This is a genomic window from Hyphomicrobium sp. GJ21, assembly GCF_001006785.1.
Classification (GTDB): domain Bacteria; phylum Pseudomonadota; class Alphaproteobacteria; order Rhizobiales; family Hyphomicrobiaceae; genus Hyphomicrobium_B.
The window spans coordinates 413,187-438,253 of the sequence record NZ_CDHO01000002.1 but is presented as its reverse complement, the minus strand read 5'-3'; the positions used below and the strand labels follow the sequence as shown (position 1 = coordinate 438,253).

Genomic DNA, 25,067 nt, shown 5'->3' with positions numbered 1-25,067 from the left:
GCAGGCAATTATTGTCACGCAAAGCCAACGTGTCAGTTTTACGATCACAAAGACCCTCCTAATGTTCTCCGGATAGTAGGAAATATCGGGGACCGATTTGATCTGACGCAAACATCGTGGATTGTTGAGCGCTCAGAGTAACATGCTTGCATGAGGACATAATGTCGACCCTGAAATCAGAGCCGGCTGGCCAACTCCGTTCGATGGGAGAATTCTTCGCGCTGGCACGCGCGATGGAAGCCGATGCCGTTCGGCATTACACGGAAACGGCCAACGCACTGCGAAAGCAGAATTCGTTGCCGTTGGCGTATATCTTCGAGCTACTCGCGAAGTTTGAGCGAGATCATGTCGACCGTGTTGCCGAATGGGCGGCGGAGCATAAAGGCGCGGCCGTTGCGACGGTTGCACCGTGGCCCATACCGGATGCATTCGACGTGTCGCCGGAAGAAATCGCGCAGTCCAGCCTGATGACACCCTATCGCGCGCTAGCCATCGCAGTGCGATATGAAGAGCGTTCATTTACGTTTTGGACTTATGTGGCAGCGCAGGCAGACGGAGAGGTCAAGGAAGCTGCGGAGCGTATGGCGCGCGAGCAACTGGATCATGTCTCGGTCCTGCGCCAGGAGCGGCGTCTCGCCTTTCATTCGAATCGGCGCGCTGCGAAAGCGGAGTCCGTAACCCTCGGCGCGCTGGCCGCCACCGAACGCCGCCTCGCTCTTCTTATTGAGCAACATGACGGCCGAACAACAGACGACGCGGTTCTTCGACGATATGCTGCGACATCACGCGAAGCCGCCGAAAAGCTCGACGCACTTGAAACCATCACGCATCAACGGCTCTCGATCATCGCGCTGCCGGCAGAGCGCAGGGAAGACCCGGTCGCGCTCTGCGAATATCTCGCCGAGGCTTATCTGCATCTGGCGGAAATCTCGCGAAATGAGCGGGTGCTCATTGCCGCTCAAGATCTCGCGACAGACGCCATCGATCGGTTGGCGGCGATGCGATCGAAAATGTCGGCCTGAGGTCGCCAATCTTCGCGCTCGAGCCCGCACGAGCTCCCGGGGATTAGTCCTTGGGATGCGGGTGCGCTCCTCGTCCAAAAAATCAACCATAGATTGATGGACGGTACTACCGCTCACGTGCGATCCCCGGCTGACTTTCTGATTGCAGATGCTGATGCGCAGGTCGTAGCAAATAGCGCTTGTGGCACGGCTTGGCTAAGCCACCGGGTGCACCGGCTGGCGATAAAGGTATAGTGCGTCGACACTAGTCGCGGCCGATTTTCAACGCAGGGCTAAGCCCGCCAAGTCCGAGGCAAAGATGACTTCTCCCAAGTCCGACCTGCGAGAGCCGCCGGTTCACGTCGTGCTCATCGACAGTCGCGGCATCATCACCGGCATTCAGACGCACGGCAGTCAGCCTGGCACCCAGTCTGCACATGCGGGGCAAGCGGACCGCGATGCGAACCCGCTTCTCGGGCGTTTCACAGTCGGCGACTCCTATTTCGACCACTGCGCAGATGAAGCCAGCCGCGCGGATGTGCAGGCGCTTCTGAGACGCAAGCGAACCATAACCTCGTTCGTGATTTCGTCACGCACACCGCGCGCCAAGACCGTGATCGTGGTGCTCGGCGTGCCGGTCAGCCCGGAAGCTGGCAGCGGCGCGCTTCTCATGCACGTCGACGTCTCGTCTTGGGCGCGGCACGACACGGCGGACGATGGATGGCAGATGCCCGTGACGCTGAACCCGGCGTTGCTGCAGGATACGATCTCGAAGGCGCTGGTCGGCCAGTTTGCGGAACCGCAGCGTTCATACCAAGCCCATCCCGACATCGACAGTTTGAGTCCGAGGCAACGCGAAGTGCTTCTGCTAGTCGCGGCAGGCAAGAGTAACCTCGAAATTTCCGAGGAACTCTCCTGCTCGCTGAATACCGTGAAACGCCACGTCACCGCCGTGCTGCAAAAGTTGCATCTCCCGAATCGCACGCGCGCTGCAAATCTCGCAAATCAGCTGAATTTGCTGCCGCCGGCGAGAAATCGCCGTTGACGTTCAACGAACACGGCGCAGTCGCTTGCCTCACATCGGCAACGTGATTTTGGACCGCGCCGAGGCGCGCTTTGACCGCGTCTCCTGCTGCTCAGGCTGCTGCCACAAAACTGTTTCGGTCACGTCGACGTTTCGCCTCTCCCGCAATACATGCAGAACGGTCCGCGCCCATGTTCCGTTTTCGGAGCTCGCGCGGTCGGCAAGTGAGATGACCGACATGCGCACAGTCAAGGCCGGAGATGTCGCCGTCTTCCGCGTCGCAAGCTGGCCGCCGAGAAAGGCGTTTGCAACGGGAATGGCGTAGCGGTCCGCTCCCGGCGAAATCGTCACGATGTGGAGATCGCCCGAGCAATAGCGCAGGGCGGCATCGAGACAGTACAGCAACCGTCGCACACCCGAACCGATCGATTTTTCGATCAACGTCGATCGCTTCGGAAATTTTGTTTCCAGAACGATGGCATCTATCCGTCCGAACTGTGCGATCGCGATCTTGAAGAACTCATCGACGGATTTTGCCTGCTCGATATCGACCTGAACCGGATACGAAATCTCGCCCGGCCGAATTGATCGCTCGACCGACTTGAGCTGCGTTGTCGTCTGCGCTCCCAAGAGCAATTCGCCTTGCTCCGCAGCGATCAATCCGGCGATAGCCGATCCCGTCGCCGTTGCCGCCGCCGGGATCGCAATTACGAGGCCTTCGAGCGTTCGAACCATGTCAGCTCCGCGCAGTCAGATACTTACGCCGCCCATCCCGGGCACTGTCACGCCGTCCCACGTCTTCGCCATGCCGTGGTCAAACACATCACACTGACGCATCACGATCTCGCCCGTTGAAGACTAATCGAGCACAAAACTACTACTTTAAGTTGCAGCCGTCAACGCAAGGCATAGGTATTAAGTGGAGTTCGTTGCCGGAGAGAGAGGGAGAGCCGCGTCTCTCCGGCAACGGCACGTCCTCCACTCACCAGGCGACGCGCATGCCTACACTTCCTCCGAACGAGAGGTAGTCATCCTTGCCGAACTCGAAATTGCCTTTGACGAAGCCGCTCAGCCCGTTGTCGGAGAGGCTGTAGACGTTCACGCCGCCGGTCACTTCGCCGATCGCGCCGGTCATGTCGTCCGCCGATTGGAGGACGTAGCCGCCGCTGGCGACATTCGCGGAGTTGTCGCCGAGGAATTCGTACCAGGCGCTGACGCCGACGAACGGCTCGTATTTTGCGCGCTCGTCCTGGACCGTCGTTCCAACACGCACGCCCAAACGACCTCTCAAGCTATCGCCGTTCGCAAAGTTCACCGACGTTCCGTACACAGACAAACTGTCGATGTTCGAGTTGACGTAGGCCAGCGTCGCTCCCGGCTCGATGAAGTACTGGCCGCGATCGATGCGATAACCGGTATCGAGCACGCCGCCGATCGATGTTGTTCCGGCGTTGTCTTTCTCGCCGAACGAGCCGCGATAATCGACGTTGCCGATATTCGCCATCAGCTTAGCATCGAGGAACCAAGGCCCCTTGAGATAGGTGATGTACGCGCCAACCGCACCGCCTTCGAAATCAGCGCGCGTCGCCGAGCTTTCGAAATCGACGACCGATCTCAGATAACCACCCATGACACCGGCAAGCCAAATCCCCTGTCCGTCATTGGCCCGCACTACGATATCGTAGCCGGCGACAACGCCGCCGCCGCTCTGATCGTAGTCCGTCTTAAAGCTATTGCGCGTTCCCATGATCGAAACTGAATGCGAGGCTGCGCGAGATTCCGTCGAACCTAGTCCCTTGACCCAAGCACCCGAGGTTGCTGGCTTGCCGCATGTTTCAACCGGCCCCTTCAAACCATCCGATACGCACGGTCGTTGAACCGCAATGCGGAGATCGGCGGTTCTGTCGAGCCAAACACCGGACGTATTGTGCCACATCGATTGCGCTGCTGACACAAGGCTCGGAAGCTCGACGAATGTCCGGTTCGGCGAACTCGCAAGCACCCACTCGTTTGAATCATTGAGATACAGATCGTAGTCGAAAAGACCGGTGTCGATCGGGCCATGTATCAGCGCAAAATTCTGCGCCGATATTTGTCCGGAGGCGCGGACAACTTCGATCCCGAGAGGATTGTAAGAGCCGAAGCCGGGGTTGACGTTATTCACTTCGATCAGTGTCTTCCCCGAAACGTCGCCATTGATGATCAACTGATCGGAACTCGAATTCGACGAGGAAGCGAGAAAGCTGTCGACTTTCAGATAGCTGTGTCCCGTCGCGCCGTTGAACGCCAAGGTGCCGCCGTCCGTCGGCGTGAGAGTCGTCACATCGCCGGTAAAGCCATCCTGCAGATTGATCGTGCCATTCTTATTCGAACTACCGTTGTTGAAAATTTCGACGCCGGCAAGCTCGGTATAATCATTGTTTTCCGGCGCATCGGGATCGGTCGTGAACACGGTGCCCGTGTTGTTGAAGACGTCCGCCAGGCCATTACCGAGGTTGCTCGTTCCGATGAAGGTCCAGCTGTGGTCACTGGTGTTGTTGAAGACGTTCCCAAACTCGGTATCGCCTGCGTTCGAGAGATCAATTTGGCCGAGCATCGTGCCGTCGTTGTTGATCGTAACGGCTCCGCCCTCCGCCTGGACGATCAAGTCCGTCGGATTGTAGTGGCGTCCGACGATGCGGCCACGGCGCTCGTTGTTGATCGTCGCCCCGTCCTTCGTCTTCAGCTTGATCGTGGCATCGCCGTCGCCCGATCCACGGATCAAACCCGACGAGTTGATTTCGGCGGATTGCGCCTCGATCTGGATGGCGCTGTCGGCACCTGTGATGCGGCCGTGCCGGCCATTGTTGACGGTGACGTTGCCATTCGCCGACACGTCGATGCCATCGCCTCTGCGGCCGCGGATCGAGCCGCTGCCGTTATCGATGGTGACGTTGCCATCGACATCATCGGCATGCACGCCGTCGTTGCGGCCGGAAATCGAGCCGCCGGCCCGATTGTCGATCCGAACGTTACCGTCGACGTCATCGATATCGACGCCATTGTCACGGTCGCCGCGAATTGTCCCGCCGAAGCTGTTGGAGATCCTGACGTTGCCATCGACATCGTGAACTTTCAGGCCATTATCTTCACCAGAAATTCGCCCGCCGAACCGGTTGTCGACCCGCACGCTGCCTTCGACGTCGCGGATATCGACCCCGTCGTCATCGCGACCGGTGATCGTTCCGCCGAAGCGGTTATCGATCCTGACGTTGTCGTCGACATTGGAGACGTGAATGCCGTCGTCATCGCCAGCGATTTTGCCGCCGAAGCTGTTTCGGACGGAAACCGATCCGTCAGCATCTTCGATACGCACGCCATCGCCGCGCAGACCAGTGACAGCGCCCCCGAAACGGTTATCGATTCTGACATCATCGCCGACGTCTTCGATCTGAATGCCGTTGTCGCGTCCTGCGATTTGTCCGCCGAAACGATTGAGGACGTCGACGTCGCGGCTGACGTCACTGATATCCACGCCGTCGTCTCGGAAGCCTGCGATCAAGCCCCCGAAGCTGTTGTCCACCGTGACGTTATCGCGAACATCTTCGATATGAACGCCATCGTCGCGACCTTTGATTTCGCCATTGCCGCGATTGTCGACGCGGACATCGTCGCGAACATCTTCGACTTTAATGCCATCGCCATTTCGGCCCGAGATCCGGCCGCCGAGTGCGTTGCTGATAGTGACGTCGTCGCGCACATCCTTGATATCGACGCCATCTTTTCCGCCCGAGATGCGACCGCCAAATCCATTCAAGACCGTCACATCGTCGCGAACATCGCGCACATGAACGCCGTCGTCGCGCCGTCCGGATATGCTGCCGCCGAAGCGATTGTCGATGCTGACGTTGTCGCGGACATCATCGACGATAATGCCGTTATCGCGACCGGAAACTCGTCCGCCGAAAGTGTTCGTAATCGAGACGTCGTCGCGCACGTCGCTGACCACGATGCCGTCGCCTTTGCGACCCGAGATCGAGCCACCAAAACTGTTGCGAATAACGACGTCATCGCCAGCGTCTCTGATGTTGACGCCGTCATCGCCTCCGCGAATGCGGCCGAGGAATGAGTTATCGACCGTGATCCGCTCGTCAATGTCGCGGATATGAACGCCGTCACCGCTGCGACCTGTAATTTTTCCTCCGAAGCGGTTGTCGACCGACGCGCCTCCGTCAACATCGCTGATGGATACGCCGTGCTCCGAACCCGTAATCCGGGCCGCTCCCCAACTCGAAAGGCCGTACCGGTTCCGCACCGTCACGTCGTCGTCGATATCATCGATGCGCACGCCGTCGCCGTTGTGGCCGATGATGCGACCATGATCGTTATCGACGATGGCGTCATCGACGTCGTGGACATAGACGCCATCGGTTGCCCCCTCGATCGCGCGCGAGCTGCTGTTTTTGATTTTGACAGTGTCGCCATCGGCCACTTCAACGCCGGCTTTCGATTTGCCTTCGATATGGCCGCGGTTCGTGATCGTCACGTCGCCGTCTGCCTCGACGCGAACGCCTTGCGTGGCGCCGCTGATTTCTCCGCGCCGGCTGTTTTCGATGTCGACATCGCCGTCGCCAAAAACGGTGATGCCCTGACCGCCCGCGATGCCCGCATTTCCGGTGCCCGTAATCGTGCCGTGATTTTCGATGGTAACGCCGCGCGATGCTATCCGCGTGCCGTTGCCGACGTTGATACCCTCGCCTCCGGTTGTCGGCTGGCCGGTTCCGCCTTCGAGAATGCCGTAGTTTTTAAGCAGCAAGCTCCGGGCGCCCGTTACGATGACCGCGTCGTCGCCATCTCCGCCGCCGATGTGCGCGTTTTTCCCGAAGTTGACATCGAAGACGGAACGACTCGTTCCTTCGAGACGCACTCCGTCGCCGCTCGAGTCCGCCGATGCGATCGAGCCGTCGATATCGATCGTGAACGTCTTGCTGGTATCGGAAGCGGAGCTGGAGACAACGAGACCATGCCGATCAGAGCCCGATCCGGATTGCACCTGGATCGACGATCCGTTGGTCATCGTGATCGAGCCACCATAGTTTCCGGCATTGATCTTGATGCCTGGAGCATTTGTGCTCTGCGTGATGCTCGTCGGAGATACTGTTGGATAGGTCGTGCCGAGGTGAACCGCAAACGCCGACGTCGCCGTAAATGCGGTTTGGTTGCTGACCGAACCCGTGCAGGTCAAGTCGACTCCCGCGACGGATGATGTGCAGCCTGCGGCCTGAGCGTCCATGACGCCACCGCCGATGACCAAGCCCAGCGCCAATGCCGAGATGAAGCAAGCCGGCGGCGTAAACGATGGCAATAGCGCGTGCGGCGCGTCTCGGTGTTCAGCAGTGTTCGCCTTGACGAAGTGACGGCGGGTCGAAAGATCCCTGCGGCCCATATATGTATTCCCCCGTTGGACGCAGCACGCGCAAGGTCGCGATCGGAAAAGCGGGTGCTTTCCGTTGAAAACGTCACGTCACGGCATGACACTAGAATCGCGCCTTATGATCCTTGAGTAGCATAGTACTAGTTATTGAGAAAAGGTGCATGAGCGTCCAGAAAGGCTGCTACTTCACAGAAATCGGGGCTTCGGAGTCGGAAAATCTTCAATGTGATGCTAAATGTCTACACCTAGCATTCGGGCGCTTCGGCGCGCATCGACGAAGAGAGATGCAATCGGAAGGCGCGCGCAGCAATGCCATGCGCTCCAAACACCAACCCGAGTCAGCACGTCAAAGATTGAGGGGTTGCTATCGTCCGCGCCGCGCACTGGCGCTGTGATAGGGCAACAATAATACGGCGCTGGTAATTGCATCGCAAACCGATGTCAGCGCCTGCCCAGCATCCGATGCCGGCGTCAATTGAGCGTCGCCCGCGCTCTCCGCCGCGCCAGCAATTTCGCGCGACATACTCCAGACGCGATCGCAAAAGGAAACACCCAGCATCCGCTGACGGAGAAAATCGAGATCTTTCACGAAGACCGCGAACCGCAGCGCATCATCGCATTCTTCCGTGATCGCCCATTCACGCTCATCATGAAATGAGGTGCCGACAGGAATGTCACGGCCTTCGTCATCCCGCAAATCGCGCGGCCGCCGTGATGAGCCGAAATTATCATAAAATCTTGAGTTATTCGTGCGCCGCGCCACCGCCCCAGTTTGTACGCTTGCAGCGTCGCCGCGAGATATTTCAGCCGTCAACTTCGTTGCGATATCCGCGCAAATATCGGTGATGCGCCCCAGATAGTTCGATCGCATCGCACCGCTCCCAAAGTTTTTAGAGACGAGTCTCAACGAGGCGAAACACGCGAAGTCATTCCTCCGCCGCGACTACATTTGCCGAATGGGCTGCTGGAAATCGTACCGCGCGATCTCATCGGAGCCCTGCCGGTAGTCTCGCTCCTCGGCAAGCTTCACGGTATGGCGATTGACGACCTGCGAAATCTCCTGAACCGTCCTCTTGCGCGCCGCGCCGGTCACCGCAAGCACCGTCAGAATGTCCTGAATCAGTTGCTCTTCGAGCGCCGCATCCTGCCGATAAGCTTCCAGCACAGCCTCAAGTTCAGATCGCATGTCGTCCTCCTACGAATCGAAAGAATTAATACATAATTACTAGTTACTACACGAAACTCAAGGTGCTTTGCGCACTGATGGAGTTAGCTCTTAACTCAAAAATAGCGCTTTATGGTCATATGTGCCATTCAGTATTCAATCGTGCGCGACCAAACCAAGGGAGTGCTGATGCGCGATACAGTCATGCAAGGCCAATTTCTGCGCCGGAAGGATCAACGGCGAAGGGTCCAATTCAACGCCATCGCGGAATGTCACGGTATCGCGCGGGCGATCGAGGTCGTGGATTTCTCGAATGCCGGACTAAGGATCGATAAGGTGTCGGGACTGGCAGCAGGCGACCGGCTGAAGATTTCGTTCACGCCCGACATCAGCGTCGAAGGAACGATTGCCTGGCTGGTCTGGCACAAGGCCGGCTTGCAATTCACCAAGCCCTTGAAGCAGGATGCCCCCGCCTACCAGTATCTGGTGGAACGCGCGGCGTTCATCGAGCAGGCGCACGTCCGCGCCATCAGCAGCCTCGCGCAGCGCGAGGCGCAGAAGCTTCACGAGACCGATCAAAGCTAAGGCTCTCGTGCCGAGCGCGTTGGGCGATTGCAACCGTTTTGCGTTGACTGGCTCGAGCATGTCTGGCCCGGCAATCTCGCAGCTTGCAACCCGTGACCGTTTTGATAGGCCTTTCGGCGGGAACCGAGGGGTGTCGAGCATTCCGTTTCGACTGCGCTTTGCGACCCTAGACCAGCCGAATATCGTTCGGCGAAGGCTCAGGAGGCTGGCGCGGCTTGGACGCTCTCAAGTTCAACACCGACATGGCGTTCACGTACGGCGTCGCTTCGCCGATGGGGCCGGGCGTCGTGCGGCTCGTCGCAAATAATCCCGGGCCGTTCACGTTCAGGGGCACCAACACGTATCTCGTCGGCTCGACGACGCTCGCGGTCATCGATCCTGGCCCCGAGGACGCTGCGCATCGCGACGCGATCCTCGCGGCCGCCGGCACGCGTCCGATCACGCACATCCTGTCGACGCACGCACACCGCGATCATGTCGACGGAATCGCCAAGCTGAAGGCTGCGACCGGGGCGCTCGTCGCCGCCTATCCACGCGATCCGGAAGCCGGACATATCGCGTTGCAGGACAGCCCGTCAGGCAAGCTGTTCGTCGACTATGATTTCCAGCCCGATCTGGCGCTTCAAGGCGGCGACACGATCGAGGGCAAAGATTGGGCGCTGACCGCCATTCACACGCCGGGTCACGCGCCGGACCATTTGTGCTTCGCGCTCGACGGCCGCCCGCTCGTCTTCTCCGGCGATCATGTCATGGCGTGGAACACGACGGTCATCGCGCCGCCGGAAGGCCGCATGGCCGATTACGTCGCGTCCCTCGAAATCCTGCTCGACCGGCGCGACGACGTTTTCCTGCCCGGTCACGGCGGACGCATTCGCGAGCCCCAGCGCACCGTCAAAGCTTATCTGCTGCATAGAAACTGGCGCGAAAGATCCATTCTCGACGCGCTTGCGAAGGGCATGACGACTATTCGTCAAATCGTTCCGGAGGTCTACCGGGGACTCGACCCGCGTATGATCCCTGCGGCGACTCTTTCCGTCCAAGCCCACGTCGAATATCTGATCGAGAAGGGTCAGGTCGCCGGCGATTGGCCTTTGACGCCGGACCGCGCACTTTCGCCGGCTTGAGCGTGACCTTGTCGTCCTTTTTCGCGACCTGCGGGCTGGCGACATTCGGGGCCGAGGCTTCGTATCGCGCCGCGACTTCCTTCAGGATCGCGCGCACACGCTCCGCATTGCGGCCAAAGTCCGCTTTCCCATAGCGCGACGCCGAGCGCACATCGATGCGCGCCGACTGATCCTCGGCAAGCACGCGGATCACGACATCATCGACCAATCCAAGAATGAGCGAATGATCGGAAAGCTCGATGAATCCGGGAGAGCTCTCATCATTTTCTGGCGGCAGCTCGAGCGTCGTCTTGTACTTCAATTTCGCCAGCGCCTGCAGCACAAGCTCGTAGGCGTCATCCGCGCTTCGCGGCACGACGAGGCTTTTGAGATCGGGATAGCCCGCACGCTGGATCGTCGCGAAACGCTCGCCCGGATACTCGACGGAATTTGCGTCCGGCGCGCGCTCGTCTTTCGCTTCAGTGAAGTCCGGCGGCTCGACGAGATCCGTCGACACGTCGTCGATCTGCGGCCAGCGCAGGCTCAGCGCCCAGGTTCCGGCGGGGATCGCGAGCAGCCCCAGCGCCACCACCGAGCCGCACAGTACGCGGGCCGCGCCCTGCCGTCCGGTGAACCAGATGTCGAGCCCGGCGATGGTCGCCATCACGAGCGCCAGAATCGCGCCCGCGAGGACGGTCATCGCGATAGTCATAGCAACCGACGTCGGCAACAGATGCAGGCGGTGCAGAACGGCCGTCACAACCGCCGCGATGGCGGCAAAGACGGCGAGCCGGCTCGTCCACTTCGCCAGGAACGACGGCGGCTGGCCGCCAGCATAATAGATGCGTGACGACCGCCGGCGATCTCGCAGCCGTCGCGGTGCGCGCTGAACCCCTATGCCGTCGTTCGTCGCCATGCCCGGCGTCATCTCGCTTTGCCGCTTTCCGAAACGCTCGCCCGGTCCATGCGCCACGACTGGCGCGATTTTAAGATATCCAAGCGCCAGCGACGCCGAGGCCGCCTCGCCTCACGGATAGAGGCGTGTCTTGTGCCAGGAATCGTGCGGCGCGTCGCGGCGAAAAACAATTCTGTCGTGCAGCCGGAACGGCCGCGCCGCCCAGAACTCGATCTCGCTCGGAACAATGCGGAAGCCGGACCAGTAAGCCGGACGCGGAATTACGCCGTCGGCGAACTTTTGCTCGTAGTGCTGGATCTTCGCCTCGAACACGTCGCGCGACGACAGTGGCCGCGATTGCTGCGACGCCCAGGCTCCAATGCGGCTCAACTCCGGACGCGTCGCATAATAGGCGTCGGCCTCTTCATGCGACGCAAGCGAAACCGCACCGCGGATGCGGACCTGGCGCTCGAGCGACTTCCAGTGAAACAGCAGCGCCGCCTTTGGAGTGGCGAGCAATTCCTGCCCCTTCGCGCTCTCGAAGTTCGTATAGAAGACGAAGCCGCGCTCAGCGCTCGACGCGTCGTCCACGCCCTTCAGCAGAAGCGTTCGCACGTTCGGCAACCCCGACTGATCGACGGTCGCGACCGACATCGCATTCGGATCGTTGATCTCGGATTTCTCGGCCTCGGCCATCCAGGCATGAAACAGCGCGAACGGGTCTTCCGCCGCGCTGAAATCCGGTGTGCTGCTGCCTGCGGGGACGTTCGTCGCTTCACTCATGTTGCATGCTCAATGTTTGCTTTTCGGCGCTGGACGTCTTGCCTTGAGTCTTCGCGACCCAGCTCTTCAGCACCCTTTAACCATACGAGGGCAAAATTGCCTTATCGCCTTGTATGGCCGTTCGAATGTTTTCGTCGCGTAGAAAGTAGCGTCATGTCGGATAACGCGTCTCTTTTCCCCTTTGCCGCAGTCGGCCTGACGGCCTTCGCGCTCGTCACCACGCTGTTTTTCGTTCCCGAGATCGCGCACGCCCGTGAAGCGACCGCTGCCGCCGACTGTCTCTGCCTCAAAGGCACCGACAGCGATCTGAAGCCCGCCGCCATCGAACGCCCCAGCCTAAACGAAAGCGATGAGATCGCGGCGCTCGAAAGCGTTCAACTGGCATTGACCGAAATCGCAGACGGCTCGAGCTACATCTGGCACCGCAATCACGGCCGCCTGTCCGGCATCGTCCAGCCGGTCTCCTCGTTCAAGGCCGTCAACGGATCCGTGTGCCGCTACGCTGTCGTGGTGCTCAGCAGCCTCGACGTCACGAAGCGCACCGAGATCGTCGCCTGCCGCCTTCCGACCGGCATCTGGCAAGTCGAAAGCTAATTTCCCCGACTATTCATTTTTTCCGATCCCACAAAACGAAAAAAGGCGGCCGCGATGGCTGCCTTTTTTCCGAATGGTGCGGACGGACGCTGGAATTCGAGCATCGCGGCTCGACCGCCTCTCACCGGCGGCTGCCGGAAAAATGGCTTCCGGGCATGAAGTGATGGCGCCCGTTGCCGACGACGGCATTGGCGATCACCGTGCCGATGACGGTCACGATGACCCCGATCACGATTTGTGAAAAAACGCCTCGCATGAGCCGATGACTATCCCGCTTGAACGGCGAAAATGTGTGGTGCCACGGCGCTGAGAACTGCCGGAAAGGCTCAATCCGTCGATTTTCCACACCGCTGAACGCTCCGGGCGACATGGAAAGCTCTCGCGCCTTGACCGGCGCGCAAAATCCAACCGATGAATTGAGGGCCTTTGCTCTGCGTCGAAACGTTGGTTTCGATCCGGCCGCGGTGCGAAGGCCGTATTTTATCGATGTTGGAGATCTGATGGCTCACTACGCGATCAGCTTTGAAGTCCGCGATTCACGTCACAGCCCCCACATTCGGGCGAAACTGGAGGGCATGGGCGCGGCGCGGCTGCTGGAGTCGTTGTGGGTGCTGACGTCGCCGAAGTCAGCGCCGCAAATCCGCGACGAGCTACAGAAGATGATCGACCTCGATGATGCCGTCGCCGTGATCGAGCTGAAAGCCGGTTCCTATTGGTCGTGCCTTAGGGCGAAACATGCCGGCGTCATGTGGTTGAAGCGATGCATCGCGTACTGACGGTGACCGCAAGAACCATCGCCAGTTTCGGGCGTTAAGCGCAAAACGAGCTTTGGGACCCGCGCGATCATGGACGATATCGAGAAGCATGCGCGGCAGTATCTCAAAGCCCTGTACGGCATCGGCGAGACGTCCGACACGGTGCTTCCGGCTCAGAATCTGCCCGCGATACTCGCATTCGCCCGGCAGGAAGGCTGGATCGTCGAAAGCCCCGAAGGCGGCCACGGCCTCACTCCGCTCGGCGTGAAAGAAATCAGCAAATAACGCACGATGATCCGACGGCGCGTTCGCGCGAGCAGCTTAACACTTGCGGAACGAGACGAGAACGTGTAGCGTACATACACGATTTGTACTTGGCATCCGGCATTGAAGTCACTCCGATCGGCAGCGTTCGCGCCGCATGTGCCTTCAGCCGAACGACAGCCAAAGGGGGCTCGAGACCTACGCTATGCTGACGGAAAAACAGAAAGACCTGCTGATGTTCATTCACGAACGCATGCAGGAGCGCGGCGTGCCGCCGTCCTTCGACGAAATGAAGGACGCTCTCGATCTCCGTTCCAAATCCGGCATTCACCGGCTGATCACGGCGCTTGTTGAGCGCGGCTTCATTCGCCGCCTGCCGCATCGCGCCCGCGCCATCGAGGTGATCAAGCTTCCGGAAAACCAGATCGCCGCCGTGGCCTCTACGACGCCAGCCGCGCCACGAGGGTTCCAGCCGAGCGTCATTGCAGGAAGCGGCCCAAAGCCGAATGTGGCGCCGCCGCCGTCGCACGTCATCGACGCACGCACCGTTTCGGTTCCGGTCATGGGCCGCATCGCAGCCGGCACGCCGATCAGCGCCATTCAGAACCATACGCACGACATCGCCGTTTCGCCCGACATCCTGACCAACGGCGAGCACTTTGCGCTTGAAGTCAAAGGCGATTCGATGATCGAGGCCGGCATTCACGACGGCGATACGGTCATCGTGCGTCGCTGCAATACGGCCGAGAACGGCGACATCATCGTGGCTCTCGTCGAAGGCGAAGAAGCGACGCTGAAGCGGCTTCGCAAGAAGGGCTCGACGATCGCGCTCGAGGCCGCCAATCCGGAATTCAAGACGCGCATCTTCGGTCCCGATCAGGTCGACATTCAGGGACGGCTCGTGGGATTGCTGCGCCGCTACTGAGGCTCCTGGCCGTCGTCCATGCCGGCGAATTCGCCGGGGTCGTCGTCATGCAACGCTCTGGTTTCCGGCGGCGCGTTGTCAGCGCTGAACATCGAAGGGTCGCCTCGCTTGGCCGCGACGATTTCTGCCGCGTCTAGGATACGTGGCTTCGGTAACGTCGCTGGCGGATCGCCGGCACCCGCAGCATTCGATGACCTCCGCTGCGGGAGAACGCTCCACGGCCGCTCGCCGCGATGCGCTGCGACCGTCTCCAATCGAACGCGCGGCTCGGGGCTCGCCTCGTCGCGCGCGAGGTAAAGCGCGTAGGCGCCGTTGCGCCAGCGATCGAACACGTCGATCACGGTTCCCGGAACTGCGCAGTCGGCCGGCTTCGGGTCATCCAGAATCAGGATATCGGCGTTGAGGCAATCGTCGGCGACAGCTGCCGGGTGCCGCGCAACGGCGACGGTCGCGCCTTTGACGTGCGCGATACATCCGACCGCGTCGCAACTGAACGCGCCGCCTGCCTGAGCGTCGCGCGCCGATCGTCCGTCTCCGTCGTATTCGAGCCAGCGTTCGAGATCGTACTTCGCCCCGTGCGCGGGCAGCGACGAAAGCTTGCCCGACGCGTCGCGGACAGCAACCAGCGTTCCTTTTTGCGCAACGAGCACGTCCGGCCGCGGCATCCAGGGCGTCGCAACAAGCCCAAGCAGCGCAAGACTCGCGCCGACGAGACGGATGCGCGTCCGCCAGAGCGTCAGCCACAGCCCGCCGATGAGCATCAAGGCAAATGCGATGGTTGGAATCTCCGGCAGGTGGCCCACTGCGCCCGGAAGCGCTCCCACCGTGTTCGCGCACCACGCCATGCCGTCGATGCCCCAGGCCATCGGCTTCAGCGCAATCCATTCCAGCCCGAACGGCATCAGAATCATGGCGCCGAGCGCGGCCGGCATCACGATGATGTTGCAGATCGGAATGGCGATCATGTTCGCCAGCACCGCATACTGCTGACTTTGATGAAAGTTGTAGGCGGCGAACGGCGCGACGGCGACGCTGGCGATCAGCGTGGATGCGATGATCTCGCCAAAGAATTTGACGACGCGCGCGACCGGATGCGGCCGTGAGTTCGTTCCGAGAAAACGCGTCAGAAGTTCATGCGCCGCGACGAGCGCCGTCACGGCCGCGAACGACATCTGGAAGCCCGCGTCGAGGAGACTTTCCGGAAAGACGGCGAGAATCAAGAATGCGGCGAGTGCGACGTTTCTGAGCGCCAGCGCCGGACGATCGATCAGCACCGCGCCGAAGATGATGACGATCATCAACGCCGAGCGGACCGTCGCGAACGCGCCGCCCGAAATCGCGAGATAACCCAGCGCGCCGAGAATGCCGATCGCCGCAGCAATCTTTTTGATCGGCAACCGCAAAGCAAAAAACGGAACCGCGGCGAGAAGCAGTCGAACGGAATAGAAGAGCGCGCCTGCCATGATCACCATGTGCAGGCCCGAGATCGACAGGATGTGAAACAGTCCTGAGTTCTTGAAGGCGTTGTTGGTCTCGGCGCTGATGCCACCGCGCTCGCCGGTGATCAGCGCCAGAGCGATCTCACCTGTTTCGCCAGGAAGCACCGCGCGAATGCGCGTGGCGATCAGTTGGCGGAGGGTTTCGATGCCACGCCGGTACTGGGCCGTGAGTGTGCCGCCATCGGCATGCGCCTCGATCGCGGGCGGCGCGAAGGCATAGCCGACAGCTCCGACCTGATCGAACCAAGCCGTGCGCGCGTAGTCGAAACCTCCCGGCAGCGCAGGCTTCGCGGGCGGCGACAGGTTCGCTTTCAAGCGTACGCGGTCACCCGGCTTGGCCTTCGACTGCGAGGACATCGTCCGAACACGGACGACCGCGGGCGTCGCTTCCGGCGCGAGGCCCGCAATCGATGGCGACGCGATGGTCAACCGCTGGCCGCGCGGATATTTGACCTCGACGAGCGTCACTGTGCCGGTGATCTCGGCATTGCGCAGCGCCTTCGTCAGCACCGGCGCGCGAACCGTTTCGACGCGCAGCTTGGCGACGGCGAACCCAAGTCCTGCGAGAAGTAGTCCCGTTAGGATGGCCGATGGCAACGAACCACGTGTCGACGCCAGCCGCAAAATAATCGCCAGAGCCAACGGCACAAAGGCGACGATGAGTTGCGGTTCGACGGGCAGCGCGAAGTAGGCCGCGATGCCGACTCCGAAGCAAACCGGTGACCAGAGAAAGAATTGCTCGCGTTCGCTCTCGAGCGCGAGCGCAAGGCTTCGCGTCCCATGCGAGGGCGCGGCAATCAGCGCAGCATCGAGGTCGCCCGCGTTGACGGACATTTCCGGACCGAATGCGAATGGTGGGAGGTTCCCCGCCCCCTTAACTTGTCGTGGTCGCCATGCTACGAGCGGAGCTTCATTCCCTCAAGGCCGATAAGCGAAAAGGTCCGATGACTGAGACCGCGACTTCCAGTGCGCCCGTCGTTCGATTTGCGCCCTCCCCTACCGGATATCTTCACATCGGCGGCGCGCGCACGGCGCTGTTCAACTGGCTTTACGCGCGGGGCCGTAACGGCAAATTCCTGCTGCGCATCGAGGACACCGACCGCGAGCGCAACAACGAGCAGGCAATTGCCGCCATTCTCGACGGCCTGGCCTGGCTCGGTCTCTCCTGGGACGGCGAGGCCGTCTCGCAGTTTGCCCGTGCCGACCGGCATCGCGAAGTCGCAGCCGAATTGCTGAAGCGCGGCGCGGCCTATCACTGCTACGCCTCGCCCGCCGAGATCGATGCCGCGCGCGAAAAGGCGAAGGCGGAAGGACGCCCGCTGATCTTTCTGTCGCCGTGGCGCGACCGCGATCCAAAAGATGCACCGAAGGACGTCAAGCCGGTGGTGCGTCTCAAGGCGCCGCGCGAGGGCGAGACTGTCGTCGAAGATCACGTGCAGGGCCACGTCGTGTTTCCGAACAAGGATCTCGACGATCTCATCATCCTGCGGTCGGACGGCAATCCGACGTACAATCTCGCGGTCGTCGTCGACGATCATGACATGGGCATCACGCACGTCGTGCGCGGTGCCGATCATCTGACCAACGCCGCACGTCAGACGCAGATCTACCAGGGAATGGGCTGGGCGGTTCCCGAGTTCGCGCACGTGCCGCTGATCCACGGAGCGGACGGCGCCAAGCTCTCGAAGCGACACGGCGCGCAAGGCGTCGAAGAATTCCGCGCGATGGGATATTTGCCCGAAGCGTTGCGCAACTATCTCGTGCGTCTCGGCTGGAGCCACGGGGATGATGAGATCATCTCGGCGGAAAATCTCCTCCGCTGGTTCGACATCGACGGCATCAACAAGGCTCCGGCTCGGCTCGACTTCAAGAAGCTCGACGATCTCAACGGACACTATATCCGCGCTGCATCCGATGAGGAACTCGCTCGCCAGGTTCGCGAGATGCTGCCGCATCTCGATTTCAAAGCGCTGAGCGAAATCGCAATCGATCCGAAGGCGCCCGCGCGCTCCGACATTGCGCTCGCGCGAGAAGTCCTGCGTCAGCTCCCGCATGTTGCAACCGGAGCCGAGCTTGCGAATTTATTCGCAGCGAAAGGGTGGGATGTTTTCCTTCGCGCGATCCCCGCACTGAAGGAGCGTTCGAAAACTCTGACAGAGCTTATTGCCGGCGCGCTATTCATCGTCGCCGAGCGCCCGATCCGCTTTGAGGATAAGGCGGCGAAGCTGCTGAACGGCGAAGGCCGGGCATCGAATGCAGCGGCGCTCAAAATTCTTTCGGCCATTCCCGAAAACGATTGGAAAGCGCCGACGTTGGAGGCCGCCGTTAAAGCTCACGCCGAAGCAACAGGCGCGAAACTCGGCAGCATCGCGCAACCGTTACGCGCGGCGCTCACCGGACGCGCCGTTTCTCCGCCGGTGTTCGATGTGCTGGAACTTCTTGGCCGGGACGAGGTTCTTGCCCGGATTTCGGATGCGTCCGTTGTATGACTAAGGCACAATGCTGCTGCCCCACGAGGCTGGTTGCCGCACCGCAAAAAGATCGCTAAACCCGTTGCAGTGCAATCGCTTTTACGGCGACGGGAATGGCAGCTCCCAGTCGTTCACTGCGTGCCGTTACGGACGAAGAGAACACCATAAGTTTTCTCGGCAGTGGCGGCCATTGATCCTCGGGCGAGGTGGCAAACCATGAACATTCACGACAGCAACGCGGCCAAGGGCGGAGAAGGCCCTAACAAACCGAACGCGACGATGACGGTCGACAACAAGCAGGTCGAACTCGCCGTTCGCACCGGCTCGATCGGGCCGGACGTTATCGACGTCGGCAATCTCTTCAAGCAGACCGGTTGCTTCACGTACGATCCGGGCTTCACCTCGACGGCGAATTGCAAGAGCTCCATCACGTATATCGATGGCGACAAGGGCGAGCTGCTGTATCGCGGCTACCCAATCGATCAGCTTGCTGAGAATACGAACTTCCTCGCGGTGTGCTATCTGCTGCTCTACGGGGAGCTGCCGAACAACACCGAGTTCATCAACTTCCGCCGCACCATCACCAGTCACACGATGGTGCACGAGCAGATGACCCGCTTCTTCACCGGGTACCGGCGCGACTCGCATCCGATGTCGGTGATGGTCGGCACCGTCGGCGCGCTGTCGTCGTTCTATCACGACTCGACCGACATCTCGGACCCGGTGCAGCGCGAGATCGCCAGCCATCGCATGATTGCGAAGATGCCGACGATCGCCGCGATGACCTACAAGTACGCGATGGGTCAGCCGTTCATCTATCCGCGCAACGATCTCGACTACACGTCGAACTTTCTGCAGATGTGCTTCGCGGTGCCGTGCGAGCCGTATGTCGTCAATCCGATCATCTCTCGCGCGCTCGATCGCATCTTCATCCTGCACGCCGATCATGAGCAGAACGCTTCGACGTCGACCGTGCGCCTCGCGGGTTCGTCGGGCGCAAACCCGTTCGCCTGTATCGCTTCGGGCATCGCGTGCCTCTGGGGACCGGCGCACGGCGGCGCCAACGAAGCCGCACTGAACATGCTGAAGGAGATCGGCTCGGTCGATCGCATTCCGGAGTTCGTCAAGAAGGCGAAGGACAAGAACTCCGGCTTCCGGCTGATGGGCTTCGGCCATCGCGTCTACAAGAACTACGATCCGCGCGCCAAGGTGATGCAGAAGACCTGCCACGAGGTGCTCGACGCGCTCGGCCACGGCGACGATCCGCTGCTGAAGATCGCGCTCGAACTCGAACGCATCGCGCTGCAGGACGAGTATTTCATCGAGAAGAAGCTTTATCCGAACATCGATTTCTATTCGGGCATCACGCTTCGGGCGATGGGCTTCCCGGTCGAACTGTTCACGGTGCTGTTCGCGGTTGCGCGCACCGTCGGCTGGATCGCGCAGTGGAAAGAAATGATCGAAGATCCGGAGCAGCGCATCGGGCGTCCGCGCCAGCTCTACATCGGTCCGCCGCGCCGCGATTTCCCCGCTCCCGGCTGAGCGGAGACGACGGCCAGAACCGTATCGGCGGCGGCAATGCTGGGGCTCGAGGAGGCAAGACGAAGCTTCCCGGGCGTCGCGGCGAGCACTTCGAGCTGTGCGCGCCGTTCGGGCGTGTCGCCGAGCAACGGCAGGATGGCGGCGCTGAGCGCTTCGGCCGTGCACGCCTCCTGCAGATATTCCGGATAGACGTTTTTTCCGAGAACGAGGTTCGCCAGCACGACGCTCGGCACCTTGAGCAGGAAGCGCAGATTGGCGATCAGCTTGTCGACGCGATAGGCGACGACGCTCGGCGTCTGAGCCAGCGCAAGTTCGAGCGTGACCGTGCCGGAGGCCGCGAGCGCGGCGCGCGCGAGCCGCATGGCAGCGTATTTGTCGGCGGATGCTGCATCGACGATGTGCGGTCGCACCGCCCAGTTTGCGGTCTTCGCGACGATGAGATCGCGAACATGACGGACCGCCGGAATGACCACCTCGATCGGCTGTTTTGCCGAAACTCGCGCCACGGCGTCGCCGAAGACATCGACGAGGCGCGTGACCTCGGATGTGCGGCTGCCGGGCAAGACGAGCAGCACGGGCTTTTCCGGTGCGAGGCCGAGCCGCCGTGATAGCGCCGCGCCGTCCGCGCCTTCGATCGCATCGAGCTTCTCGATCAGCGGATGACCGACATACGTGCAGGCCGGCCCGCCGAGCCGCGCGTGTGCATCGGGCTCGAACGGCAGCAACGCCAGGACATGATCGACGTAGCGGCGCATGCGCTTGGCGCGCCCCGGACGCCATGCCCACACACTCGGGCTGACGTAATCGATGATCGGAATATCGGGCGCGCGCTTGCGGATGCGCTTGGCAATCGGATGGGTGAACTCCGGACTGTCGATGATGACGACGGCATCGGGCTTGAACGCGAGCGCCGCGTCGACGGTCTGATACACGCGCCGCATAATGCGCGGCAGGCGCGGCAGGATCGACATCGGCCCCATGACGGCGACGTCTTCGATCGGGAACAGCGAGGCGAAGCCTTCGTGCGCCATATCCTCGCCGCCGACGCCCCCGAGAGTCAACGCCCCGTCATACCGTTGTTTCAGCGCTGCGATCAGTTTGCCGCCGAGCGCATCGCCCGAGTGCTCGCCTGCGACGAGGAACAGCCGCAGTTCTTTCTCGCCAGTTTGCTTGTGAGACGCGTCAGACACGCGCGGGCGCTCCCGTTTCGCAGATGAAAAGGCCGAGACTGTCCGCCAGCCGCACGGTTGCGCCGTCGATTGCGGTGTTCATCGTCTCCCCCAACTTCGCGACGCCTGCGAACTTATACTTCGCAGCCGTGCGTAGCAGCGCTTCGTCGAGTTTCTGTGACGACGCGACGATGATGACGCCTCGACGCCGGTCTCTTTTTCGAAACGCCGCCACACGCTCGACGACTTCGACCGGCGATTCCGATGTGCCCACCGCGATGACGCGTCCGCGATCAATGATGGCTGCGGTGCCGGTCTCGAAACCGGCGCACGCTGCAAGGATGCCTGCGACACGGCGAATGTCAGGCATCGCACGCGCATCTATCGCGACGGAACCGAGCCAGCCCAATGGTTTCGTGTCTGGCGAGACTGACGACGCTTCATGTTCCGGCGCTTGCGAAATTCCGGCGACGAACACTCCGCGCGTTCCAGCGAGCGCGATCATCCGCTCGCGCTCGGCTGCGAGCACATGCCCGGCCATGACCGCGACGCCTGCGAGCCCTGCCGCTGCAGTGTTCTCGATCGTATTCGGACCAATCGCGGGCAGATCGACGCGAAGATCCTGTCCCGGCTTCGGCCTCTTGATGAGAACGCCGCCCTGTTCCGAAGCGCCAGCCGCGCGGCGCGCTTCGGCCACGCGCTTCAGCATGCGATCCGTGCCTTCCGCGCCTTCGATGGCTTCGACCCGTCCGTTGGCGATCACCGCCGCCTGCCCGATGTCGTAGCGTCCGAGCGCGGCGATCAGCGCGAAGCCCTTTTCTGCGTCGGTTGAATTTTGAGACGACAGCGGCGACCCTGTCAGCACACCCTCGGCAACGGTCAGATCGCGCGCAACATCGCGAACGCCGACGATGTTCAAGCCGCGCCGCTCGAACAGAGTGACGAGCCCGCGCAGAACGGCATCGTCGCCACCCGCCTTCAGGAAACGCAGCACCGAGGGCAGAACCTGGAAGAATGCAATGTCAGGGCGCGCAGAGCGAAAATCGGGCCGCTGAAATCCGCCGAGCATCACGACGTCGCGAACGCCCGCCTCTTTCAGCGCCGCCGTCGCGCGGCCGGGCTGTGCCCAGTTGACGACCGTATGGGGAAACATCGCGAGCGACGCATCCGCTGCCCCGCTGACCATCACGACGTGAACGTGGCCGCCGCGCGCAACGACGCTTTCCGCGACCTCACGCGGCAGCGATCCAGAGCCTGCGATAATCCCGATGCGATCCGCCGGCCCCGTCATGGCCGGACCTCAGCTTTCCGTGCCGATTTTCGGCGTGCACAGCGAGCGCTTGCCGCCCTCGCGAATGAAAGCGAGGATTTCCTCGACCGACGCGTGGCCGGAGAATTCCTCGGCGACGTCCTCCATGCGCTCGATCAGCGTGCCTTCCGCCGCGAACAGCGAACGATAGGCGCGGCGCAGATCGTGGATGTCGGCGCGCGAAAATCCGCGACGCTGCAGGCCGACGATATTCAATCCGGAAAGATAGGCGCGATTGCCGAGCGCCATGCCGTATGGAATGAGATCGTTCTCGAGGCCCGACATGCCGCCGACGAAGGCATGATGTCCGACGCGCGCGAACTGGATCACGGCCGCGCCGCCGCCGATGATCGCGTAGTCGCCGACCGTGCAATGGCCCGCGAGCATGACGTTGTTGGAAAAGATGACGCCGTTGCCGACGCGGCAATCGTGGCCGACGTGGCTGTTGGCGAGGAAGGCGCATTTATCGCCGACCGTCGTCACCGAGCCGCCGCCTTCGGTGCCGGGGTTCATCGTCACGCCTTCGCGGATCAGGCAATCGGCGCCGACGGTGAGCGAGCACGGCTCACCCTTGTATTTGAGATCCTGCGGCTGGTGGCCGATCGAGGCGAACGGAAAGATGCGCGTGCGCGCGCCGATCTCCGTCGCGCCGGCGACGACGACGTGGCTCACAAGCTCGACGCCCTCGCCGAGGCTCGCGTTCGGACCGACGATGCAGAAGGGACCGACCTTCACGCCGGGGCCGAGCCGCGCGCCGTCTTCGACGATAGCGGTCGGGTGAACGTGCGTTTCAGCCATTTTTGCTCGCAAAGGCGCGAGCGTCGGCGCTGTCGGCGAGCATGGCGCTGATCTCGGCTTCCGCCACGACCTGCCCGTTCACTTTCGCTTCGCCGCGGAAGCGCCAGACGCGTCCGCGATTGCGAACCTTCTTGACGTGATAGTGGAGCTGATCGCCCGGCAGCACGGGCTTGCGGAATTTGGCGTTGTCGATGCCCATGAAGTAGACGAGCTCGGCGCGATAATCCTCGCCGACGTTCGAAACGCACAACGCGCCCGCCGTCTGCGCCAAACCTTCGATGATCAGCACGCCCGGCATCACCGGGAATTGCGGGAAATGGCCCTGGAAGAACGGTTCGTTGATCGTCACGTTCTTGACGCCGACGCAGCTGTCGTCCCGGTCCATGTCGTAGATGCGATCGACAAGCAGGAACGGATAACGATGCGGCAGCAGCTTCATCACGGTTGCAATATCCGCGGTTCCGAGCGCTTTGCCTGCCTTGGCCGTGTCGTCCATAACCATCAACTCCAATATCACCGCGGGAATTATGTACCCGGCGGCATTTTTATCGCTCAGCTTCCGCCCGAGCCTTTTGAACCATCGTCGGCGCCGCTTCTGTCGCGTGCGGCCAGACGCTTCAAGAGCGCCTGCTCGCGCGCCGACTCGCGCAGCGGTTTTGCCGGGGTGCCGAAATATCTCGCTCCGGCCGGAACGTCGTGTGCCGGATGCGACGCGCCGCCGACCTGCGCACCGGTTCCGATCTTGATGTGGCCGACGGTGCCGGACTGGCCGCCCATGACAACGTAGTCGCCAAGCTCGGTCGAACCCGAGATGCCGCACATCGCGACGATCACGCAGTGCCGGCCGAGCACGACGTTGTGCCCGATCTGGCAAAGATTATCAATTTTCGTGCCTTCGCCGATCATGGTGTCCTTCAGCGCACCGCGATCTATTGTTGTATTGGCTCCGATTTCCACGTCGTCCTGAACGATGACGCGGCCGATCTGCGGGACCTTGAGGTGGCCACCCGGACCCATAGCAAATCCGAAGCCGTCCTGGCCGATCCGGACGCCGGAATGGATAATCACGCGGTCACCAACGAGGGCATGGGTGACGGTTGCGAGCGCGCCGATGTAGCAGTTCCGGCCGATGGTTACGCGGCCCCCGACGACGGCTCCGGCGGCAATCCGCGTTCCGGCGCCGATCTGCGCCTCGCGGCCGATGACGGCCCCCGGCTCGATCACGACGCCGTCTTCAATGCGGGCCGTGGGGTCGACAGGCTGGGCTCCGGGCGTCGCCACCATCGGCTGCATCGCAGACGGATAGAACAGCGCCAGGGCGCGGGCAAAGCCGTGGTAGGGCTGGCGGGTGACAAGACCGACCGTCCCGGCCGGGATGCGGCCTGCGAGCGGCGGCGCGACGAGGCAGGCGCCTGCCTGCGTGCCATCGAGCTGAGCCAGGTACTTCTTATTGTCGATGAAGGAGATATGGGCGCGGCTCGCTTCCGCCAGCGGCCGCACGTCCTCGATCGGCATCGCCGGATCGGCACCTGCGGGCACTTCGGCCCCCGCGGCTTGAGCGACCTCGAATAGAGTATAAGGCCCGGCCCGCTCAAAAAATCCGGGATGCTCCATCTTGCCGCCTCCGGCCCGCCGATGCTTCGGCGCTGTGTTGGGTGATTAAGGCGGTTGAATGAACGACGCCGGGAGCGTTGGCAAGCCCCCGGCGCGGTCAAATCAATCGCGTGACGCCTACGTATAGGCTGAGCGCTGTAATTCCGGGCGATTTGCCG

At 61.6% G+C, this 25,067-nt stretch carries 22 protein-coding genes and 1 pseudogene; 10 read left to right on the top strand and 13 right to left on the bottom strand.

Going from position 1 to position 25,067, the window contains the following annotated elements:
- The first annotated feature begins 161 nt into the window (after positions 1–161).
- Together HYPGJ_RS05055 and HYPGJ_RS05050 are read left to right on the top strand one after the other, a co-directional pair.
- Positions 162–1,022: a ferritin family protein gene (locus HYPGJ_RS05055; protein ID WP_046846167.1), complete on the top strand. Its 861-nt coding sequence runs from the start codon at positions 162–164 to the stop codon at positions 1,020–1,022.
- A 298-nt stretch (positions 1,023–1,320) separates the two neighbouring features.
- Positions 1,321–2,046, top strand: a complete 726-nt coding sequence (locus HYPGJ_RS05050) for a LuxR C-terminal-related transcriptional regulator (protein ID WP_046846166.1) — start codon at positions 1,321–1,323, stop codon at positions 2,044–2,046.
- Positions 2,047–2,076: 30 nt separating this feature from the next.
- Here the strand turns inward: HYPGJ_RS05050 and HYPGJ_RS05045 are convergent, their stop codons facing one another.
- From HYPGJ_RS05045 to HYPGJ_RS05030, 4 genes are all read right to left on the bottom strand, one after another.
- Positions 2,077–2,760, bottom strand: coding sequence for a hypothetical protein (locus tag HYPGJ_RS05045; protein ID WP_046846165.1), 684 nt, complete (start codon positions 2,758–2,760; stop codon positions 2,077–2,079).
- 247 nt (positions 2,761–3,007) lie between these two features.
- Positions 3,008–7,450 carry an autotransporter domain-containing protein gene (locus tag HYPGJ_RS05040; RefSeq protein WP_046846164.1) on the bottom strand — a complete coding sequence of 1,481 codons (4,443 nt, stop codon included), beginning with the start codon at positions 7,448–7,450 and terminating at the stop codon, positions 3,008–3,010.
- 352 nt (positions 7,451–7,802) lie between these two features.
- Complete coding sequence (locus tag HYPGJ_RS05035; RefSeq protein ID WP_046846163.1) at positions 7,803–8,309, bottom strand: hypothetical protein; 507 nt, start codon at positions 8,307–8,309, stop codon at positions 7,803–7,805.
- A gap of 72 nt (positions 8,310–8,381) precedes the next feature.
- The gene (locus tag HYPGJ_RS05030; RefSeq protein ID WP_046846162.1) at positions 8,382–8,624 is read right to left on the bottom strand and encodes a hypothetical protein; all 243 of its coding nucleotides are present in this window, start codon (positions 8,622–8,624) and stop codon (positions 8,382–8,384) included.
- 168 nt (positions 8,625–8,792) lie between these two features.
- Here HYPGJ_RS05030 and HYPGJ_RS05025 point away from each other — a divergent pair, with 168 nt between their 5' ends.
- Both HYPGJ_RS05025 and HYPGJ_RS18715 read left to right on the top strand, forming a co-directional pair.
- Positions 8,793–9,188 (top strand): PilZ domain-containing protein, encoded by a 396-nt coding sequence (locus HYPGJ_RS05025; protein WP_046846720.1) that lies wholly within the window; start codon positions 8,793–8,795, stop codon positions 9,186–9,188.
- Between the two features lie 215 nt (positions 9,189–9,403).
- The gene (locus tag HYPGJ_RS18715) at positions 9,404–10,312 is read left to right on the top strand and encodes an MBL fold metallo-hydrolase (protein WP_083984038.1); all 909 of its coding nucleotides are present in this window, start codon (positions 9,404–9,406) and stop codon (positions 10,310–10,312) included.
- An 88-nt stretch (positions 10,313–10,400) separates the two neighbouring features.
- Here the strand turns inward: HYPGJ_RS18715 and HYPGJ_RS19445 are convergent.
- Positions 10,401–10,955 (bottom strand): annotated as a pseudogene (locus tag HYPGJ_RS19445) (DUF1499 domain-containing protein); the annotation flags it as partial.
- Positions 10,956–11,318: 363 nt separating this feature from the next.
- Complete coding sequence (gene pdxH, locus HYPGJ_RS05005; protein ID WP_046846159.1) at positions 11,319–11,969, bottom strand: pyridoxamine 5'-phosphate oxidase; 651 nt, start codon at positions 11,967–11,969, stop codon at positions 11,319–11,321.
- A gap of 153 nt (positions 11,970–12,122) precedes the next feature.
- On the opposite strand from pdxH, the gene HYPGJ_RS05000 reads away from it, so the two are divergent.
- Complete coding sequence (locus HYPGJ_RS05000) at positions 12,123–12,563, top strand: hypothetical protein (protein WP_046846158.1); 441 nt, start codon at positions 12,123–12,125, stop codon at positions 12,561–12,563.
- 121 nt (positions 12,564–12,684) lie between these two features.
- On the opposite strand, the gene HYPGJ_RS19525 is transcribed toward HYPGJ_RS05000, so the two are convergent.
- Positions 12,685–12,819, bottom strand: coding sequence for a hypothetical protein (locus HYPGJ_RS19525; RefSeq protein WP_280136159.1), 135 nt, complete (start codon positions 12,817–12,819; stop codon positions 12,685–12,687).
- 244 nt (positions 12,820–13,063) lie between these two features.
- Between HYPGJ_RS19525 and HYPGJ_RS04990 the strand changes: the two genes are divergently transcribed.
- The 3 genes from HYPGJ_RS04990 (at position 13,064) to lexA (ending at position 14,507) form a co-directional block, all read left to right on the top strand.
- A complete protein-coding gene (locus HYPGJ_RS04990) occupies positions 13,064–13,339 on the top strand; it encodes a hypothetical protein (protein ID WP_046846718.1) in 276 nt (91 codons plus the stop codon).
- 69 nt (positions 13,340–13,408) lie between these two features.
- The gene (locus HYPGJ_RS04985; RefSeq protein ID WP_013215857.1) at positions 13,409–13,603 is read left to right on the top strand and encodes a hypothetical protein; all 195 of its coding nucleotides are present in this window, start codon (positions 13,409–13,411) and stop codon (positions 13,601–13,603) included.
- Between the two features lie 184 nt (positions 13,604–13,787).
- Positions 13,788–14,507: a transcriptional repressor LexA gene (lexA, locus tag HYPGJ_RS04980; RefSeq protein WP_046846717.1), complete on the top strand. Its 720-nt coding sequence runs from the start codon at positions 13,788–13,790 to the stop codon at positions 14,505–14,507.
- Here the strand turns inward: lexA and HYPGJ_RS04975 are convergent.
- Positions 14,501–16,840, bottom strand: coding sequence for a ComEC/Rec2 family competence protein (locus HYPGJ_RS04975; RefSeq protein ID WP_046846156.1), 2,340 nt, complete (start codon positions 16,838–16,840; stop codon positions 14,501–14,503). The two genes, lexA and HYPGJ_RS04975, sit on opposite strands and share 7 nt — an antisense overlap.
- A gap of 110 nt (positions 16,841–16,950) precedes the next feature.
- Here HYPGJ_RS04975 and gltX point away from each other — a divergent pair, with 110 nt between their 5' ends.
- Both gltX and gltA read left to right on the top strand, forming a co-directional pair.
- Entirely contained in the window at positions 16,951–18,495 is a 1,545-nt protein-coding gene (gltX, locus tag HYPGJ_RS04970; protein WP_046846716.1) for a glutamate--tRNA ligase, read from the top strand.
- A 198-nt stretch (positions 18,496–18,693) separates the two neighbouring features.
- On the top strand, positions 18,694–20,019 hold the full coding sequence (gltA, locus tag HYPGJ_RS04965; protein WP_046846155.1) for a citrate synthase: 1,326 nt from the start codon (positions 18,694–18,696) through the stop codon (positions 20,017–20,019).
- Here the strand turns inward: gltA and lpxB are convergent.
- From lpxB to lpxD, 5 genes are read right to left on the bottom strand one after another with little or no spacing between them, the layout of a single operon-like run.
- Positions 19,977–21,209 (bottom strand): lipid-A-disaccharide synthase, encoded by a 1,233-nt coding sequence (gene lpxB / locus HYPGJ_RS04960; RefSeq protein WP_046846154.1) that lies wholly within the window; start codon positions 21,207–21,209, stop codon positions 19,977–19,979. The genes gltA and lpxB overlap by 43 nt on opposite strands.
- On the bottom strand, positions 21,202–22,479 hold the full coding sequence (gene lpxI / locus HYPGJ_RS04955; RefSeq protein ID WP_046846153.1) for a UDP-2,3-diacylglucosamine diphosphatase LpxI: 1,278 nt from the start codon (positions 22,477–22,479) through the stop codon (positions 21,202–21,204). The genes lpxB and lpxI overlap by 8 nt, the downstream gene beginning before the upstream one ends.
- Before the next feature lie 9 nt (positions 22,480–22,488).
- A complete protein-coding gene (gene lpxA / locus HYPGJ_RS04950; protein ID WP_046846152.1) occupies positions 22,489–23,295 on the bottom strand; it encodes an acyl-ACP--UDP-N-acetylglucosamine O-acyltransferase in 807 nt (268 codons plus the stop codon).
- Complete coding sequence (gene fabZ, locus HYPGJ_RS04945) at positions 23,288–23,791, bottom strand: 3-hydroxyacyl-ACP dehydratase FabZ (RefSeq protein ID WP_013215868.1); 504 nt, start codon at positions 23,789–23,791, stop codon at positions 23,288–23,290. The genes lpxA and fabZ overlap by 8 nt, the downstream gene beginning before the upstream one ends.
- A 56-nt stretch (positions 23,792–23,847) precedes the next feature.
- A complete protein-coding gene (gene lpxD, locus HYPGJ_RS04940; protein ID WP_046846151.1) occupies positions 23,848–24,909 on the bottom strand; it encodes a UDP-3-O-(3-hydroxymyristoyl)glucosamine N-acyltransferase in 1,062 nt (353 codons plus the stop codon).
- Between the last annotated feature and the right edge of the window lie 158 nt (positions 24,910–25,067).

Coding starts and splice junctions, on each gene's coding strand:
- HYPGJ_RS05055 (WP_046846167.1), top strand. CDS start 162: ATGTCGACCCTGAAATCAGAGCCGGCTGGCCAACTCCGTTCGATGGGA.
- HYPGJ_RS05050 (WP_046846166.1), top strand. CDS start 1,321: ATGACTTCTCCCAAGTCCGACCTGCGAGAGCCGCCGGTTCACGTCGTG.
- HYPGJ_RS05045 (WP_046846165.1), bottom strand. CDS start 2,760: ATGGTTCGAACGCTCGAAGGCCTCGTAATTGCGATCCCGGCGGCGGCA.
- HYPGJ_RS05040 (WP_046846164.1), bottom strand. CDS start 7,450: ATGGGCCGCAGGGATCTTTCGACCCGCCGTCACTTCGTCAAGGCGAAC.
- HYPGJ_RS05035 (WP_046846163.1), bottom strand. CDS start 8,309: ATGCGATCGAACTATCTGGGGCGCATCACCGATATTTGCGCGGATATC.
- HYPGJ_RS05030 (WP_046846162.1), bottom strand. CDS start 8,624: ATGCGATCTGAACTTGAGGCTGTGCTGGAAGCTTATCGGCAGGATGCG.
- HYPGJ_RS05025 (WP_046846720.1), top strand. CDS start 8,793: ATGCGCGATACAGTCATGCAAGGCCAATTTCTGCGCCGGAAGGATCAA.
- pdxH (WP_046846159.1), bottom strand. CDS start 11,969: ATGAGTGAAGCGACGAACGTCCCCGCAGGCAGCAGCACACCGGATTTC.
- HYPGJ_RS05000 (WP_046846158.1), top strand. CDS start 12,123: ATGTCGGATAACGCGTCTCTTTTCCCCTTTGCCGCAGTCGGCCTGACG.
- HYPGJ_RS19525 (WP_280136159.1), bottom strand. CDS start 12,819: ATGCGAGGCGTTTTTTCACAAATCGTGATCGGGGTCATCGTGACCGTC.
- HYPGJ_RS04990 (WP_046846718.1), top strand. CDS start 13,064: ATGGCTCACTACGCGATCAGCTTTGAAGTCCGCGATTCACGTCACAGC.
- HYPGJ_RS04985 (WP_013215857.1), top strand. CDS start 13,409: ATGGACGATATCGAGAAGCATGCGCGGCAGTATCTCAAAGCCCTGTAC.
- lexA (WP_046846717.1), top strand. CDS start 13,788: ATGCTGACGGAAAAACAGAAAGACCTGCTGATGTTCATTCACGAACGC.
- HYPGJ_RS04975 (WP_046846156.1), bottom strand. CDS start 16,840: ATGTCCGTCAACGCGGGCGACCTCGATGCTGCGCTGATTGCCGCGCCC.
- gltX (WP_046846716.1), top strand. CDS start 16,951: ATGACTGAGACCGCGACTTCCAGTGCGCCCGTCGTTCGATTTGCGCCC.
- gltA (WP_046846155.1), top strand. CDS start 18,694: ATGAACATTCACGACAGCAACGCGGCCAAGGGCGGAGAAGGCCCTAAC.
- lpxI (WP_046846153.1), bottom strand. CDS start 22,479: ATGACGGGGCCGGCGGATCGCATCGGGATTATCGCAGGCTCTGGATCG.
- lpxA (WP_046846152.1), bottom strand. CDS start 23,295: ATGGCTGAAACGCACGTTCACCCGACCGCTATCGTCGAAGACGGCGCG.
- fabZ (WP_013215868.1), bottom strand. CDS start 23,791: ATGGACGACACGGCCAAGGCAGGCAAAGCGCTCGGAACCGCGGATATT.
- lpxD (WP_046846151.1), bottom strand. CDS start 24,909: ATGGAGCATCCCGGATTTTTTGAGCGGGCCGGGCCTTATACTCTATTC.